Source organism: Thermithiobacillus tepidarius DSM 3134 (assembly GCF_000423825.1).
Lineage (GTDB): Bacteria > Pseudomonadota > Gammaproteobacteria > Acidithiobacillales > Thermithiobacillaceae > Thermithiobacillus > Thermithiobacillus tepidarius.
This window is the reverse complement of sequence record NZ_AUIS01000004.1, coordinates 46,253-61,759: the sequence shown is the minus strand read 5'-3', so window position 1 is coordinate 61,759 and position 15,507 is coordinate 46,253. Positions and strand designations below refer to the sequence as shown.

The 15,507-nt window shown below is 65.6% G+C and carries 14 protein-coding genes and 1 tRNA gene; 5 read left to right on the top strand and 10 right to left on the bottom strand.

The features are described 5' to 3' along the window. Nucleotides 1-40 precede the first annotated feature (40 nt). From lon to radC, 9 genes are all read right to left on the bottom strand, one after another. Nucleotides 41-2,464, bottom strand: a complete 2,424-nt coding sequence (lon, locus tag G579_RS0101890) for an endopeptidase La (protein ID WP_028988837.1) — start codon at nt 2,462-2,464, stop codon at nt 41-43. Nucleotides 2,465-2,651: 187 nt separating this feature from the next. Further along, nucleotides 2,652-3,923 carry an ATP-dependent Clp protease ATP-binding subunit ClpX gene (gene clpX / locus G579_RS0101885; protein ID WP_028988836.1) on the bottom strand — a complete coding sequence of 424 codons (1,272 nt, stop codon included), beginning with the start codon at nt 3,921-3,923 and terminating at the stop codon, nt 2,652-2,654. Nucleotides 3,924-3,938: 15 nt separating this feature from the next. Continuing rightward, nucleotides 3,939-4,580 carry an ATP-dependent Clp endopeptidase proteolytic subunit ClpP gene (clpP, locus tag G579_RS0101880; protein WP_028988835.1) on the bottom strand — a complete coding sequence of 214 codons (642 nt, stop codon included), beginning with the start codon at nt 4,578-4,580 and terminating at the stop codon, nt 3,939-3,941. Nucleotides 4,581-4,613: 33 nt separating this feature from the next. Continuing rightward, a complete protein-coding gene (gene tig, locus G579_RS0101875; protein WP_028988834.1) occupies nt 4,614-5,909 on the bottom strand; it encodes a trigger factor in 1,296 nt (431 codons plus the stop codon). 139 nt (nt 5,910-6,048) lie between these two features. Next, nucleotides 6,049-6,133, bottom strand: a tRNA-Leu gene (locus G579_RS0101870). Between the two features lie 323 nt (nt 6,134-6,456). After that, nucleotides 6,457-6,819: a YtxH domain-containing protein gene (locus G579_RS0101865; RefSeq protein WP_028988833.1), complete on the bottom strand. Its 363-nt coding sequence runs from the start codon at nt 6,817-6,819 to the stop codon at nt 6,457-6,459. Nucleotides 6,820-6,859: 40 nt separating this feature from the next. Further along, complete coding sequence (locus tag G579_RS0101860; RefSeq protein ID WP_038017617.1) at nt 6,860-7,213, bottom strand: hypothetical protein; 354 nt, start codon at nt 7,211-7,213, stop codon at nt 6,860-6,862. Nucleotides 7,214-7,395: 182 nt separating this feature from the next. Continuing rightward, nucleotides 7,396-7,746 carry a diacylglycerol kinase gene (locus tag G579_RS0101855; RefSeq protein WP_028988831.1) on the bottom strand — a complete coding sequence of 117 codons (351 nt, stop codon included), beginning with the start codon at nt 7,744-7,746 and terminating at the stop codon, nt 7,396-7,398. A 10-nt stretch (nt 7,747-7,756) separates the two neighbouring features. Beyond that, nucleotides 7,757-8,431 (bottom strand): RadC family protein, encoded by a 675-nt coding sequence (gene radC / locus G579_RS0101850; protein ID WP_028988830.1) that lies wholly within the window; start codon nt 8,429-8,431, stop codon nt 7,757-7,759. 52 nt (nt 8,432-8,483) lie between these two features. Between radC and coaBC the strand changes: the two genes are divergently transcribed. From coaBC to G579_RS15275, 5 genes are all read left to right on the top strand, one after another. Continuing rightward, nucleotides 8,484-9,686, top strand: coding sequence for a bifunctional phosphopantothenoylcysteine decarboxylase/phosphopantothenate--cysteine ligase CoaBC (gene coaBC, locus G579_RS0101845; RefSeq protein WP_028988829.1), 1,203 nt, complete (start codon nt 8,484-8,486; stop codon nt 9,684-9,686). Between the two features lie 19 nt (nt 9,687-9,705). Next, nucleotides 9,706-10,161 carry a dUTP diphosphatase gene (gene dut / locus G579_RS0101840; RefSeq protein ID WP_028988828.1) on the top strand — a complete coding sequence of 152 codons (456 nt, stop codon included), beginning with the start codon at nt 9,706-9,708 and terminating at the stop codon, nt 10,159-10,161. Then, a complete protein-coding gene (locus G579_RS0101835; RefSeq protein ID WP_051180715.1) occupies nt 10,158-11,021 on the top strand; it encodes a DMT family transporter in 864 nt (287 codons plus the stop codon). Before dut ends, G579_RS0101835 begins: the two co-directional genes overlap by 4 nt. Nucleotides 11,022-11,074: 53 nt before the next feature. Next, on the top strand, nt 11,075-11,632 hold the full coding sequence (locus G579_RS0101830) for a YqhA family protein (protein WP_028988826.1): 558 nt from the start codon (nt 11,075-11,077) through the stop codon (nt 11,630-11,632). A gap of 144 nt (nt 11,633-11,776) precedes the next feature. Continuing rightward, the gene (locus G579_RS15275) at nt 11,777-14,527 is read left to right on the top strand and encodes a cation-transporting P-type ATPase (protein ID WP_051180714.1); all 2,751 of its coding nucleotides are present in this window, start codon (nt 11,777-11,779) and stop codon (nt 14,525-14,527) included. 15 nt (nt 14,528-14,542) lie between these two features. Here G579_RS15275 and G579_RS0101820 read toward each other — a convergent pair whose 3' ends face one another. Next, nucleotides 14,543-15,472 (bottom strand): universal stress protein, encoded by a 930-nt coding sequence (locus G579_RS0101820; protein ID WP_081662515.1) that lies wholly within the window; start codon nt 15,470-15,472, stop codon nt 14,543-14,545. Between the last annotated feature and the right edge of the window lie 35 nt (nt 15,473-15,507).

The following is a 15,507-nucleotide window of genomic DNA, read 5'->3' as shown; positions in this document are numbered from 1 at the left end:
AGAGGGTGTCAAGGCCGGAAGCCTTGACACGCCTTGGTTTTTAATGGGCCGTGGCCCCTTCCCCCACTTTGGCGCCCGCGGTTTTCTCCGAATGCGCCGCCTCGGGCAGGGGCGTGGGCTGGTACTCTAATGCCGTTTCCAGCACTTCGTCAATCCAACGCACCGGCTTGATGGTCAGCTGCTCCAGGACATTGTTGGGAATATCCCTCAGATCCTTCTCGTTTTCCTTGGGAATGACGACGGTCTCGATGCCCCCGCGGTGAGCCGCGAGCAGCTTCTCCTTCAGGCCGCCGATGGGCAGCACCTCGCCGCGCAGGGTGATTTCGCCGGTCATGGCCACGCTGGCCTTGACCGGAATCCCCGTAAGCGCGGACACCAGGGCCGTGCACATGCCGATGCCTGCGCTCGGGCCGTCCTTGGGCGTGGCGCCTTCGGGCACATGGATATGCACGTCCATCTTCTGGTAGAACTCCGGATCGATGCCCAGCAGACGGGCCCGGGAGCGCACCACGCTCATGGCCGCCTGGATGGACTCCTGCATGACGTCGCCCAGTTTGCCGGTAAAGGTCTGCTTGCCCTTGCCGGGCAGGGCCACCGCCTCGATGGTGAGCAGATCGCCGCCCACCTCGGTCCAGGCCAGGCCGGTCACTTCGCCGATGCGGTTTTCCGTCTCCGCCTTGCCGAAGCTGAAGCGGCGCACGCCCAGATACTTGTCCAGGCTGTCCTGGGTCACCGTCACGCTGGTGATCTGCTTGTCCAGCAGCAGTTCCTTGACCACCTTGCGGCAGATGCGGGCGATCTGGCGCTCCAGATCGCGCACGCCCGCCTCCCGGGTGTAGTGGCGGATGATGTCGCGGATCACGTCCTCGTGAATGGCAATCTCGCCGTCCTTGAGGCCATGGTTCTGCATCTGCTTCGGCACCAGGTACTTGAGGGCGATGTGGGTCTTTTCGTCCTCGGTGTAGCCCGCCAAGCGGATGATCTCCATGCGGTCCAGCAACGGCCCGGGCATGTGCAGCGTGTTGGCGGTGGTCACGAACATGACCTCCGACAAATCGTAGTCCACCTCCAGGTAATGATCATTGAAGGTGCTGTTCTGTTCGGGGTCGAGCACCTCCAAGAGGGCGGAAGCCGGATCGCCGCGGAAATCCATGGACATCTTGTCCACCTCGTCCAGCAGCAACAGCGGATTCTTGGTGCCCACCTTGGCCATGGTCTGGATGATCTTGCCCGGCAGGGCGCCGATGTAGGTGCGCCGATGGCCGCGGATCTCCGCCTCGTCACGAACGCCGCCCAGGGCCATGCGCACGAACTTGCGGTTGGTGGCCCGGGCGATGGAGCGGCCGAGCGAGGTCTTGCCGACGCCGGGCGGGCCGACCAGGCACAGGATCGGCCCCTTGGAGCCGCCGGTGCGGTTCTGCACCGCAAGATATTCGATGATGCGCTCCTTGACCTCTTCGAGCCCGTAGTGGTCCTCGTCCAGGATCTGCTTGGCCAGGGCGATGTCCTTGCGCACCTTGCTGCGCTTTTTCCAGGGCACGTTCACCAGCCAATCGATGTAGTTGCGCACCACCGTGGCCTCGGCGGACATGGGACTCATCATGCGCAGCTTCTTGAGCTCCGCTTCCGCCTTGGCGCGCGCCTCCTTGGACATGCCGGCCGCTTCGATGCGCTTGGCCAGCTCGTCCAGATCGCCGCCGCCCTCGCCCTCCAGATCGCCGAGTTCCTTCTGAATGGCTTTCATCTGTTCGTTCAGGTAGTACTCGCGCTGGCTCTTCTCCATCTGCCGCTTGACGCGGCCGCGAATGCGCTTTTCCACCTGCAGCAGGTCGATTTCCGATTCCATCAGGCCCAGAAGATGCTCGAGGCGCTGGCGAATGCCCTTCATTTCGAGAATTTCCTGCTTCTCCTCCAGCTTGAGGGAGAGGTGGGCAGCCACCGTGTCCGCCAGGCGCGCGGGATCGTCGATGCTGGCCAGCGAGGCCAGGATCTCCGGCGGAATCTTCTTGTTCAGCTTGACGTACTGCTCGAACTGGTTGAGAACCGAGCGCATGAGGGCTTCCACCTCGCGGTCCTCGACCGGCTGCTCGGACCAGGCATGCACCCGGGCCATCAGGCGATTGGCGCTGGGGATGAACTCCTCGACCTTGGCCCGTTCGTTGCCCTCCACCAGCACCTTGACGGTACCGTCCGGCAGTTTCAGGAGCTGAAGAATGGTCGCCAGGGTGCCGACCGTGTGGATGTCCTTGGCATCCGGTTCGTCGTCGGCCGCGTTCTTCTGGGCCACGAGCAGGATGTTCTTGTCGCCGGCCATGGAGTCTTCCAGTGCGGTAATGGATTTCTGCCGGCCGACGAAAAGCGGAATGACCATGTGGGGAAACACCACCACGTCGCGCAGCGGCAGGACCGGCACGGTGACGGAGGCATTCTCCACGACTGTTATTTTGTTTTCCTCTTGTGCCATAAGGTGCACCTCATGCAAAGTGTCGCATAACTTTAAATATGGGCAGGCGCGGCGTATTTCAAGCTTTGCTTCTAAACAGGAACGCCGGCCCTGGGGCCGGCATTCCGTGGCGGTCGGCCTGTGCCAGCCCTGACGCTTTCAAGGTGCTATCGGGACGGAGCTGGGCAAGCGGGCTGTCAAGCGCGCTTCAGGCATTGGCGTCCGCGCGGCTCGCGCCTTCCTCGTAGATCAGCAGGGGCTTGCCGTTGGCCTCGATCACGGCAGCATCGATGACCACCTTCTTGACGTGATTCATGGACGGTAGCTCATACATGGTATCCAGCAGAAACTGCTCCAGGATGGAGCGCAGGCCGCGGGCTCCCGTCTTGCGGGCCAGGGCCTTGCGGGCCACGGCGCGCAGGGCTTCCGGCCGGAACTCCAGTTCCACGCCTTCCAGCTGGAACAGCTTCTGATACTGCTTCACCAGGGCGTTCTTGGGCTCGGTCAGGATGATCACCAGCGCCTCCTCGTCCAGCTCGTCCAGGGTGGCGACCACCGGCAGGCGGCCGACGAACTCCGGAATGAGGCCGTACTTGATGAGATCCTCCGGCTCCAGGTCGCGCAGCACTTCGCCGACATTCTTCTTGTCGATCTTGCTCTTGACCTCCGCGGAGAAGCCCATCCCGCCCTTCTCGGAACGCTGGGCGATGATGCGGTCCAGACCGCTGAACGCGCCGCCGCAGATGAACAGGATGTTGGTGGTGTCCACCTGCAGGAACTCCTGCTGCGGGTGCTTGCGCCCGCCTTGGGGCGGCACCGAGGCGACGGTACCCTCGATGAGCTTCAGCAGAGCCTGCTGCACCCCTTCGCCGGACACGTCGCGGGTGATGCTGGGATTCTCGGCCTTGCGCGAGATCTTGTCGATCTCGTCGATGTAGACGATGCCGGTCTGGGCCTTCTCCAGGTCGTAGTCGCATTTCTGCAGCAGCTTCTGGATGATGTTCTCCACATCCTCGCCCACGTAGCCGGCTTCGGTCAGCGTGGTCGCATCGGCGATGGCGAACGGCACGTTCAGGAGCCGGGCAAGCGTCTGGGCCAGCAGCGTCTTGCCGGAGCCGGTGGGCCCGATCAGCAGGATGTTGCTCTTGGCCAGCTCCACGCCATCGTCCTTGCCGGCCCGATCCAGGCGCTTGTAATGGTTGTACACGGCGACCGACAGCACCTTCTTGGCTTGCTCCTGGCCGATCACGTACTCGTCCAGGATCTGGCGGATCTCCATGGGGCGCGGCAGGTGGCTGCCCGACTGGCGCGACGCCTCCTCCTGCACCTCGTCCTTGATGATGTCGTTGCAGAGCTCCACGCACTCATCGCAGATAAAGACCGAGGGACCAGCGATCAGCTTGCGCACCTCATGCTGGCTCTTCCCACAGAAAGAACAGTACAGCAGCTTCTCTCCGCTCTTGCCGTCTTTGCTCGCCATTTCTCTTTCCTTCTCTTAGCCCAGTTTGGTGTCTCGATGCGCCATCACGGCATCGACAAGGCCGTACTCCAGGGCTTCCTGGCTAGACATGAAGAAGTCCCGTTCCGTATCGCGGTCGATGCGCTCGTAAGGCTGTCCAGTATGTTGGACTAAGATTTGATTGAGTCGTTCCCGGATGCGCAGGATTTCCTTGGCGTGGATTTCGATGTCCATCGCCTGCCCCTGGAAGCCGCCGGAGGGCTGATGCACCATGATGCGGGCATTGGGCAACGCGAAGCGCTTGCCGGGCGCGCCGGCGGCCAGCAGCACGGCTCCCATGCTGGCCGCCTGGCCCACGCAGACGGTGCCCACCTGCGGGCGGATGAACTGCATGGTGTCGTAGATCGCCAAACCCGCCGTCACCGAACCGCCCGGGCTGTTGATGTAGATGTAGATGTCCTTGTCCGGATTCTCCGCTTCCAGGAAGAGCAGCTGGGCCACGATGAGGTTGGCCATGTTGTCTTCCACGGGACCGACCAGGAAGATGACCCGCTCCTTGAGCATGCGGGAGTAGATGTCGTAGGCACGCTCGCCCCTGCCGGTCTGCTCGACGACCATCGGCACGAAACCCAGGTTCTGCACAGCGGGGGCGGAACGGTCATGAGGGGCATGTATCATTGAGATAGCCTCTTTGTGAAAGGACGGCGGATCTTAAGCGACCTCATCGCGCCCAATGAGTTGGTTGAAAGTGACGGCCTCTTCCTTAACTTTAGCACGTGCCAGCACCCAGTCCACCACTTTGTTTTCCAGCACCATGGCCTCGATTTCGCCCAGGCGCTCGGGGTTGCCCAGGTACCAGGCCACGACCTGATCCGGGTTCTGATATTGGCTGGCAATGCGCTCCAGCTCCTGGCGAACCGCGTCGCGATCGGGCTGCAGGTCATTGCGTCGCACCAGCTCGGAAATGACCAGGCCCAGGATCACGCGCCGGCGCGCCAGCTCCTCCAGCTTGCCGTCGGCCTCGGCCGAGGGCTCCTGCTGCTGGCCTTGCGAGCCCAGGGTCTCGCGCAGGCGCTGCATTTCCGCATCCAGCAATTTGCGCGGGACGTCGATGGGATTGGCATCGGCCAGCATGTCCAGCACCTGGGACTTCATCCGTGCGCGGCTGGCACGCTCCGCTTCGAAGGCCAGATTTTCCCGCACTTCCTGGCGCAGGGCATCCACGCCGCCCTCCTCCACGCCCAGCGACTTGGCGAACTCGTCGTTCACCTCGGGCAGCCGGGGCTCCATGACGGCTTGGACCTTGATCTCGAAGCGCGCCTGCTTGCCCGCCAGCTCCTTGTTGCCGTAGTCCTCGGGAAAAGCGACTTCGACGCTGCGGGTTTCGCCCGCAACGGCACCGACGATGCCTTCCTCGAAGCCCTCGATGGTGCGCTTGGAACCGAGGACGAGATTGAAGCCCTGTGCCTCGCCGCCGGGGAAGGCCTCATCGCCGATGAAGCCCTTGAAATCGATGATCACCTGATCGTTCAGAGCCGCCGGGCGGTCCACGGTCTCGTAGGTGCGGCGCTGCTCGCGCAAAGCCTGGATGGTGCGCTCCACGTCCTCATCGCCGACCTCGGCGGTCGGCCGCTTCAGCTCGCCTTCGCCCAGCGCGGGTTCGAATTCGGGGTAAATCTCGATGGTGGCGGAGTAGGAGAAGTCCTGGCCTCGGCCGCTGGCTTCGATGGCGATGTCCGGCTGGCCCACGGGGCGCAGGCCCTGTTCGGCAATGGCGCTGGAGTAGGTACGGTTGATGAGCTCGTCGTAAGCCTCGATCAGCACCTGATCACCGTAGCGCTGCTCAACCAAGCGCATGGGCACCTTGCCGGGACGGAAGCCGGGCATCCGTACGGTCGAGGCCAGACGGCGCAGGCGGCTGGAGACGGTGCTTTCCACTTCTTCGGCGGGCACCGTCACCTTCAAGCGTTTTTCGAGTGGTCCACCGGCTTCGACGGAGACTTGCATTACAAATTCCTCATACTAGGGTAAAAAACTCACGGGCAATTCGAAACAATCATAGCGGCAGCAAGCCGGGCCCACAAGGCACGGCGGGCGCCGGACGGAACCGGCAAGAGGGCGCATCAGACCCTGCGACAGCGTGAGATGGTGCGAAAGGCGGGACTCGAACCCGCATGCCTTGCGGCGCTGGAACCTAAATCCAGTGCGTCTACCAATTCCGCCACTTTCGCGAGAGATGGCTCCTTTGCGACCAGAGATGCCATCTCTGGCGTCCGTGACATTTTATGTCCGGACAGGCGGAAAAGCCAGTGCGGGCCAAGCTTCGTCCGGATATGACGCAAGAGACGGGAGCAAGATCGGCCGGCCACAGGACAAGCGGCAGAACCCGTGGGCATACGAAGCGTGCCGGCGCAACCGACCCACTGGATGCCCCTCCCGGCAGCAAAGGCCACCTTGAGCTGCGTGGCGCTCGCCACGCAGCAGGGCGCACTCCCGACAGAGGCCGTCCGGCTGGCCGACGGTACCCGCTCCGGCCAGCCGGCGTGCGACGGGCTTATTCCTCGTTGGCGGCGTCTTCGATGGCGGCGCGCCGCTCGCGGTGGCTGCGCATCAGGATCTCCCGTTCTTCGGCCAACGCGCGCTTGGCCACCTGGATCGCCTCCATGAGATCCTGGCGTTTGGCCTCGGCCATTTCACTGCCGGCCGCCAGCAACTTGCCGGTCTTCTCCTGGATCTCGTCGACCAGCGCCATGACCCTGATTTGCGCCACCGCTTCAGCGTCGCCGAGCCGCTCCCGGCCCTTCTCCAAGGCCCGGCGCAGCTCCTGGCGGTTCTCGGCGCCGGTGCGCGGGGTCAGCAGCAGTGCGGCAGCTGCGCCGACGAGGCCACCCAGGATAAAGCTTTCGGTATTGTTCATGAACGACTCCTAAGATGGGGCATTGTCAAACGAAGCGCTTTCAACCGCGCCGAAAAAAATAACGCATGCCGGTGGCCAGGGCGCGGGACCAGATCCGCATCCGATACACGGGCGCCATCACGGCATCGGCTGCGTCCATCAGGTTGTGGCTCAGGTAATGCATGGTGTGATCCACGCGCCGCACCTGCTGCTCCGCGGTCTCGCTGATCTTCTTGGCGTCCGCCAGGATCATGCGCAAATCGAAGATCAGCGGATTCAACTCCTGCTCCGCCCGCTGGGCCAGCCGGACCATGATGCTGAGCGTGCGCCACAAGGCCAGGGCCAGGCCCAAGCCGATGAGCAGAAAGACCACCATGACGATTGCAATGATACTCAGGGCGAGATCGGCGCTCACGAGCAGCTCCTCTTTATTTGTTTTTTTAATATAGAAGCGACAAATTGCCTTGGCAAGGATGTTAGAAAATGTTTATCCCACTGCCGCGAGCCGGGAAAGCAGGTGCGGAAGCAAATCTTGGTCGCGCACCCAGCGCTTCGTTGCTGGTTCCGACATGCAAAAACTTGTTTTTTGCAATCTTTCTACAAAAACTGCCAAAGTATAAGGGCCGAAAGTCCTAGCGCCGCCAGGCTCAGCACCAGCACCGCCGCAGCCGCGCAATCCTTGGCGATCTTGATGGTGGGATGCTCCTCCGGATGCAGATGGTCGGCCAGATGCTCCAGGGCGGTGTTGAAGAGCTCCGCCGCCAGGATCAGCGCCACCACGAGGATCACCAGCGCCCACCAGATGGCCGGCGGGCGCAACAGCACCAACAGCCCCAGCGCGCCCAGGGCCGCCAGCACATGGGTGCGAAAGCTCGCCTCCAGGCGCCAGGCGGCGCGGAGTCCAGCCAGCGCGAAGCCGGCACGCCATCGGAAGGGGCGCCCTTTCACCACCCCCTCCTCACCAGCCGCCCCGCTCCTGCAGGGAAACCGGTTCACCATCGCCGACGATGAGATGGTCCAGGACCCGGATCTCGACGAGACTCAAGGCGTCGGCCAGGCGCCGGGTCAGCAGGAGGTCTGCCTGGCTGGGCTCGGCCACGCCCGAGGGATGGTTGTGGGCGAAGATGAGCGCCGCGGCATTGTGGACCAGGGCGCGGCGCACCACCTCGCGCGGGTGGACGGTGGCGCTGTCGATGCTGCCGAAAAAGAGCTCTTCGTAGCAGATGACCCGGTGGCGGGTATCCAGGAAGAGGCAGGCGAACACCTCGCGCGGCTGATCGCGCAGACAAGCGCGCAGATAGGCCTTGGCCGCCTGCGGCGATTCCAGCGCCTCGCCGCGCCGCAGGTGCTCGCTGAGGTGGCGGCGCGCCAGTTCCAGCACCGCCTGCAGCTGGGCGTACTTGGCCGCGCCGAGACCCAGTCCTTCGCAGAAGCTGCGCCGCTCGGCGCTCAGCAGCCCGCGCACCCCCTGAAAGCGCTGCAGGAGCTCGCGGGCCAGATCCACGGCGCTCTTGCCGGCCACGCCGGTGCGCAGAAAGATGGCGAGCAGTTCGGCATCGGACAGGGCCCCGGCACCCAAGGCCAAGAGTTTTTCGCGCGGTCGCTCCCCTTCGGGCCAGTCGCGAATAGCCATATTCTTATTCCTCCCTTAAACTGCTCGCATGACTATTCAGCCCAACTCTACCATGAATGACCCGCTGGCAGGCAAACGCATTCTGATCGGCGTCGGCGGCGGCATCGCGGCTTACAAGATCCCGGAACTGGTGCGCCGCCTGAAGGGCTGCGGCGCCGAGCTGCGGGTGGTGCTCACCGCCGCCGCCGGCCACTTCGTGGCGCCGCTCGCGCTACAGGCGGTGAGCGGCAATCCCGTGCGCAGCGAGCTCCTGGATCCCGCCAGCGAGGCGGGCATGGACCATATCGCCCTGTCCCGCTGGGCCGACGCCATTCTGGTGGCGCCGGCCACGGCGGACCTGCTGGCCCGCTTCGCCCAGGGCATGGCCAACGACCTGCTGAGCACCCTGGTGCTGGCCAGCCCGCGCCCGCCGCTGCTGGCGCCGGCCATGAACCAGCAGATGTGGCGCCACCCAGCCACCCAGCGCAACCTGCGCCAGGTGCAGGCGGACGGCGCCGTGATCCTGGGCCCGGCGGAAGGCGAGCAGGCCTGCGGCGAAGCCGGTCCCGGCCGCATGCTGGAACCGGAGGAATTGCTGGCTCACGTGCGCCTGCACTTGGCGCCAAAGCCGCTCCTGGGGCGGCGCGCCCTGGTCACGGCCGGGCCGACCTGGGAGGCCATCGACCCGGCGCGCGGCCTGAGCAACCGCTCCAGCGGCAGGCAGGGCTACGCCGTGGCCCAGGCGCTGGCGGAGGCCGGCGCGCAGGTGCTGCTGGTGAGCGGGCCCACCAGCCTGCCCGCGCCGGTCGGCGTGGAACGTGTCGCCGTGCAGAATGCCCAGGAGATGCTGCAGGCCGTCGAGGCGCACCTGGCCGGCACCGATATCTTCGTGGCCACCGCGGCGGTGGCGGATTACCGGCCGGCGCAAAGCGCCGCCGTCAAACTGACGAAAGCAGAGCTGGGGACGCAGATCGCGCTCATCCCCAATCCGGACATCCTGGCCCAGGTGGCCCGCCATGCGCAGCGCCCGCGCCTGGTGGTCGGCTTCGCCGCCCAGACCCACGATGCCGAAGCGCTGGCGGCGGCCAAGCGCCAGGAAAAGGGGGCGGATCTGATCGCCGTCAACGACGTGAGCCAGCCGGGGCTGGGTTTCGGTTCGGAACGCAACCGCCTGGTGCTGATCGGGCCCGACGGGCGACTGGACCTGGGCACGGCCGACAAGCTCGCGCTGGCGCGGGCGCTGGTCGCCGAGCTGGCGCGAAGGCTTTCATCATAAAAATCTGACTGGAGAGAACATGCAGGCCGTTGACATCAAGATTCTCGATTCCCGCCTGGGGACCCTGTGGCCCCTGCCCGCCTATGCCACTGAAGAGGCCGCCGGCATGGACCTGCGCGCCTGCCTGGAAGCGCCCCTGGATCTGGCACCCGGACAGGCGGAGCTGATCTCCACGGGCTTTGCCATGCACATCGACAATCCCGGGGTGGCCGCCATGATCCTGCCGCGCTCGGGCCTGGGCCATAAGCAGGGTTTGGTGCTGGGCAATCTCCTCGGCCTCATCGATTCGGACTATCAGGGACCGCTCATGATCTCGGCCTGGAACCGCGGCAGCCAGGTCATCCACATCGAGCCGGGCGATCGCATCGCCCAGCTCCTCTTCGTGCCGGTCCTGCGGCCGGCTTTGCAGGTGGTCGCCGATTTCGGCGAGAGCGGCCGGGGCATCGGCGGCTTCGGCAGCACCGGCCACCAATGACCCAGGGCGCGCAAGCCGCCGCCATCATGGTGGCGGCTTCGGGCTTCTTTGCCGTGACGGGCGCCTTCGTCAAGCTCGGTGCCCAGCACTTCCACCTTTCGGAGCTGGTGTTCTACCGCTCCTTCGTCGGTCTGCTCTTTCTGCTGCCGGCCCTGAGCCGCGGCGGCATCCAGCTCGGGACGGCGCGGCCGTGGGCGCATCTGACCCGCGGCGCCATGGGGGTGGTCTCCATGGGCATGTATTTCTACGCCGTCGTCCACCTGCCGCTGGGCACCGCCGTGACCCTGCAGTACACCTCGCCCATCTTCATCGCCCTGCTGTCCCTGCTCTACCTGCGGGAGCGCATCAACCTGCGCTTGGCCTTGGGCCTGCTGTTGGGCTTCGTCGGCGTGGTCCTGGTGATGCGCCCGGCGGGTCTGGGCGGACCGCTCCTGGCGGGCGCCGTCGGCCTCGGCTCCGGCTTGGCGGCCGGCATTGCGCTTTTCAGCGTGAAGCTGCTCTCCAAAACGGAGCCGGTGGGACGCATCGTCTTTTATTTCAGCCTGCTGTCCAGCGCCATCAGCGGCGTCTGGGCCGCCGTGGACGGGTTCAGCCCTCTCACCTGGGAGTCGTTGCCGTTGCTGCTCGGCATGGGCATCCCGGCCACCCTGGGGCAACTGCTGATCACCCGCGCCTACCAGATGGCGCCGGCCAGCCAAATGAGCGCGCTGTCCTACAGCACGGTCGGCTTCGCCGCCCTGCTCGGCCTGGCGCTGTGGCACGTGCATCCGGATCTGCTGGGCTGGCTGGGGCTCGGCGTGCTGGTGCTGGCCGGCCTGCTGGCGGCCACCGCCACGCCGGCGCCGGCCCGCGCGGCTTGAAACACCATCGACTGCTTGCTAACGTTGCGGCTCCCAAACAATCGGAGCACAGGATGAAGCAAATCGAGTTGCTGTTTGAAAAGTTCCTCTGGAACAGCCGCCTGATCGTATTGACCGCGGTGATCGCCAGCCTGGCCGCCGCCATCGGGCTCTTCTACCTGACCAGCGTGGACGTTTACCACCTGGTGCTGCACGTCACCCACTACGGCGACCCGAATCTCACGGCCGAGATGCGCGAGAACATCCGGGCCGAAACCGTGGCGCACGTGGTGGCGGCGGTGGACGGCTATCTGCTCTCCACCGTCATGCTCATCTTCGCGCTGGGCTTGTACGAGCTTTTCATCAGCAAGATCGACGCCGCCGAACAGAGCCAGGGTTCCTCCCGGGTGCTTTTCATCCGCAACCTGGACGACCTCAAGGACCGCCTGGCCAAGGTGGTGCTGATGATCCTGGTGGTGACTTTTTTCGAGCGCTCCGTGCGCATGGCCTTCGAGGGCCCGCTGGATCTCCTTTACTTCGCCATCGGCATCCTGCTGGTCTCGCTGGCACTCTACTTCACCCACAAGAGCGGTGGTCACGCCCCCGGTGAAAAGACGGAAAGCGGCCACTGAGCGTCCGCAGCCGCCCTTCTCTGACACCCCGCCTTCCGCTTGCCTCTGCACGGGACCGCGATTGCGGTCCCCCTTTGGTCGGGCGCTCTCCCCGTAGCTGCACGCTAGGCTTGTCCTTGCCTCCCCGCCTCCGACGACTTGGCCATGACGAAGCATACCTCTGACCCGGGCACACCACCTTGGCATGGCTTCGATCCGGATCGCGCTTTCGCGGCGCTCGGCAGCAGCCCGTCCGGCTTGAGCACTGATGAAGCCGAGCAGCGGCTGCAGGCCCACGGCCCCAACCGGCTGCCGGCGCGCCGGAAAACGCCTCCCCTCCTGCGCCTGCTTGCCCAGTTCAACAATCTTCTGATCTATGTGCTGCTGGCCGCGGCGGCGATCACCGCGGCGCTCGGCGACTGGGTCGACACGAGCGTGATCGTCGGGGTGGTGGTGATCAACGCGGTGATCGGCTTCATCCAGGAGGGCAAGGCCGAGAAAGCGCTCGACGCTATCCGCCAACTCCTCTCCCACAGCGCCGCCGTGCGGCGCGACGGCCGGCGCATCACCCTGCCGGCGGAACAGCTGGTCCCCGGCGACGTGGTGTTTCTGCAATCCGGCGACAAGGTGCCCGCGGACCTGCGCCTGTTCAGCGTGAAGGATCTGCGCATCGACGAGGCCACCCTCACCGGCGAGTCGGTGCCGGTGGAAAAGGCCGTTGGATCCGTGGCGGCGGACGCGCCCATCGGCGATCGCAGCGGCATGGCCTACTCGGGAACCCTGGTGACTTACGGGCAAGGCAGCGGCGTCGTGGTGGCCACCGGCCAGCACACGGAAATCGGGCGCATCAGCGCCATGCTCGGGCAGATCGAGCCGCTCACCACGCCGCTGCTGCAGCAGATCGGCCGCTTCTCCCGCTGGCTGACCGCCGCCATCGGCGCCGTCGCCGCGGCCACCTTCACCTACGGGGTCGCCGTGCAGGGTCAGGCGCCGCGGGAGATGTTCATGGCCGCCGTCGGGCTGGCGGTCGCGGCCATCCCGGAGGGCTTGCCCGCCATCATCACCATCACCCTGGCCATCGGCGTGCAGCGCATGGCCCGACGCAATGCCATCATCCGCCGCCTGCCGGCGGTGGAAACGCTCGGCTCGGTGACGGTGATCTGCTCGGACAAGACCGGCACCCTGACCCGCAACGAAATGACGGTGCAGGCGGTAGCGACAGCCGAAGGACTGTTCGAGGTCACCGGCACGGGCTATGCACCCCGCGGGGCCTTTCTGCTCGATGGCCGGGAGATGGAGCCGGACGCACAACCCCTGCTGCGCGCGCTGGCGCAGGCGGCGCTCCTGTGCAATGACGCTGATCTCATCCAGGCGGAGGAACGCTGGAGCCTGCACGGCGACCCCACCGAAGGCGCGCTACTGGCCCTGGGCATGAAGGCGGGGCTCGCCCCTGCCCTGCTGCGCGAAGAACTGCCCCGCACCGACGTCATTCCCTTCGAATCGGAGCACCGCTTCATGGCCACCCTGCACCACGATCACGCGGGCCACGGCTTCGTCTATCTCAAAGGTGCTCCCGAGCGGGTGCTGGACATGTGCAGCCGGCAACGGCTGCACGGGGAGGACATGCCGCTGGATCCGGCCTACTGGGCCGGAGTGATGGACGCCTTGGCCGGGCGCGGCCAGCGGCTCCTCGCCCTGGCCTTCAAGGCCGCCGATGCCGGCCAGGACAGCCTGCGCTTCAGCGACGTGGAACAGGGCCTCACCCTGCTCGGCCTGGTCGGCATCAGCGATCCGCCCCGGGAGGAGGCCGTCGCGGCCGTCGCCCGGTGCCGGGCGGCGGGCATCCGGGTGAAAATGATCACCGGCGACCATGCCGCCACCGCGCGCGCCATCGGCGTCCAGATGAGCATCGGCGACGGGCGCGAGACATTGACCGGCCAGGATCTCGAGGGGTTGTCCGACGAGTTGCTGCGCCGCAAGGCAATGCAGGTGGATGTCTTCGCCCGCGCCAGCCCCGAGCACAAGCTGCGCCTCGTGGCCGCCCTGCAGGCCGAGGGCGGGGTGGTGGCCATGACCGGCGACGGCGTCAACGACGCGCCGGCCCTGAAGCGGGCTAACGTCGGCATCGCCATGGGGCAGAAAGGCACCGAAGTGGCCAAGGAATCGGCGGAAATGGTGCTCGCCGACGACAACTTCGCGTCCATCGCCCATGCGGTGGAGGAAGGTCGCACCGTCTACGACAACATCCGCAAATCCCTGCTCTTCATCCTGCCCACCAACGCCGGGCAGGCGCTGACCATCGTGGCGGCCACGGCCATGGGCTTCATGCTGCCGATCACACCGGTGCAGATCCTCTGGGTCAACATGGTCACCGCCGTGACCCTGGCCCTGGCGCTCGCCTTCGAGCCGGCGGAGCCGATGGTGATGCGCCGCCCGCCGCGCGCACCGGACGAAGCCCTCCTGTCGCCCTTCCTGCTGTGGCGCCTCGCTTTCGTATCCATCATTCTGGTCGCCGGCACCTTCGGTCTTTTTCTGTGGGAATGGGAACGCGGGCACGAGGCGGACATCGCCTATGCCAGAACCATGGCGGTCAACACGCTGGTCATGTTCGAGGTCTTCTACCTCCTGACCGCCCGCTATTTCACCGACTCGGTGCTCTCGGTGCCGGGCCTGACAGGGAATCGCTACATTCTGCTGAGCATCATTGCGGTGCTGCTCCTGCAGTTGCTCTTCACCTACAACGGCCAGATGCAGCAGCTCTTCGACACGCGGCCCTTGGGCCTGCGGGATTGGGCCTGGATCCTGCTGGTTTCGCCGTCCGTCTTCGTGCTGGTGGAACTCGAGAAGTGGCTGCTGCGCCGGGCGATGCGCAAGGGTGCTGCGCGTCCAAACGCCAATCCCCAGAGTCGCCTGTGACCGGCGCGCCGCCGCTCAGTCCGCCAGGCGCACGGGCGTGGCGAAGCCGCGGGGCTTGACCGTCAGGACGTCGCTCCGCACTTCATTGAGAATGTCCTCAGCGGTGTTGCCGATGAAAAAACCGGGGATCTCCGTCCGGCCGACGGTGCCCATGACCAGCAGGTCGGCTCGCAGTTCCCGAACCAAGGCCGGAACGCGTTCCCGTGCATCGCCAAGCAGGAGATGCGCCTGCGGCTGCAGGTCGTCGGGTATCCAGCGCTTCAGCAGCGCGGCAATTCGCTCCTCATGCCAGGACTGTTCCTGCTGGGCCAATGCGTGCTGCTCCGCGCGCGAAATGCCGAGCCCACCCCAGCGCTGCATGGTCCATGCGTGGACGACATGGAGCTCGCTCTGTTCGGCGCGCGTCAGCTCCCCGGCCAGGCAGAGGATCTGCGCGTTCAGCGAATCCCGCCGGTCGTCCGTGGGATCCGGGTCCACTGCCGCCACGATCCGGGCATAGTTCGGGGGCTGACCGGGTTTGATGATCCAGACCGGCACCGGGCAAACCCGCAGCAGGTGCATATCGGTGCTGCCGAAGAGCCGCGTCCGTGCACCGCCCTTGCCTTCGGCAGCCTTCATCACCAGATCGTGCTTCTCCCGCAGTACCTCGCGGATGACCTCCAGGAAAGGCTTGCCCGTCAGCACTCGGACTGCGCGGCAGATCCCCGCCTGCTGCAGGGGGGCCGTTGCCCGTTCGAGCTGCTCGCGCCGGCGGGCGACGGCCGCCGCCTGCACAGCCGCCAATGACTGCCCGCGAAGTAGTTTCTCCACATGTCCCGGCAAATTTTCCAGCACATCCACCACCACCAACTCGGCCTGATGCCGTCTGGCCAGCGCCGCCGCGCGCTCCAGGGCCGACTGCCACCGGGTGCGCTGATCCGCCATAAGTAGAATGCGTTTGAACATACCCGCCTCCTTGCCTGCCTTGCTTTTGCTGAGAC

Bases quoted from the DNA above. Each gene is read 5' to 3' on its own strand.
- clpP (WP_028988835.1), bottom strand. From the start codon at position 4,580: ATGATACATGCCCCTCATGACCGTTCCGCCCCCGCTGTGCAGAACCTG.
- tig (WP_028988834.1), bottom strand. From the start codon at position 5,909: ATGCAAGTCTCCGTCGAAGCCGGTGGACCACTCGAAAAACGCTTGAAG.
- dut (WP_028988828.1), top strand. From the start codon at position 9,706: ATGCAGGCCGTTGACATCAAGATTCTCGATTCCCGCCTGGGGACCCTG.
- clpX (WP_028988836.1), bottom strand. From the start codon at position 3,923: ATGGCGAGCAAAGACGGCAAGAGCGGAGAGAAGCTGCTGTACTGTTCT.
- G579_RS0101835 (WP_051180715.1), top strand. From the start codon at position 10,158: ATGACCCAGGGCGCGCAAGCCGCCGCCATCATGGTGGCGGCTTCGGGC.
- G579_RS0101865 (WP_028988833.1), bottom strand. From the start codon at position 6,819: ATGAACAATACCGAAAGCTTTATCCTGGGTGGCCTCGTCGGCGCAGCT.
- G579_RS15275 (WP_051180714.1), top strand. From the start codon at position 11,777: ATGACGAAGCATACCTCTGACCCGGGCACACCACCTTGGCATGGCTTC.
- G579_RS0101820 (WP_081662515.1), bottom strand. From the start codon at position 15,472: ATGTTCAAACGCATTCTACTTATGGCGGATCAGCGCACCCGGTGGCAG.
- G579_RS0101830 (WP_028988826.1), top strand. From the start codon at position 11,075: ATGAAGCAAATCGAGTTGCTGTTTGAAAAGTTCCTCTGGAACAGCCGC.
- radC (WP_028988830.1), bottom strand. From the start codon at position 8,431: ATGGCTATTCGCGACTGGCCCGAAGGGGAGCGACCGCGCGAAAAACTC.
- lon (WP_028988837.1), bottom strand. From the start codon at position 2,464: ATGGCACAAGAGGAAAACAAAATAACAGTCGTGGAGAATGCCTCCGTC.
- coaBC (WP_028988829.1), top strand. From the start codon at position 8,484: ATGAATGACCCGCTGGCAGGCAAACGCATTCTGATCGGCGTCGGCGGC.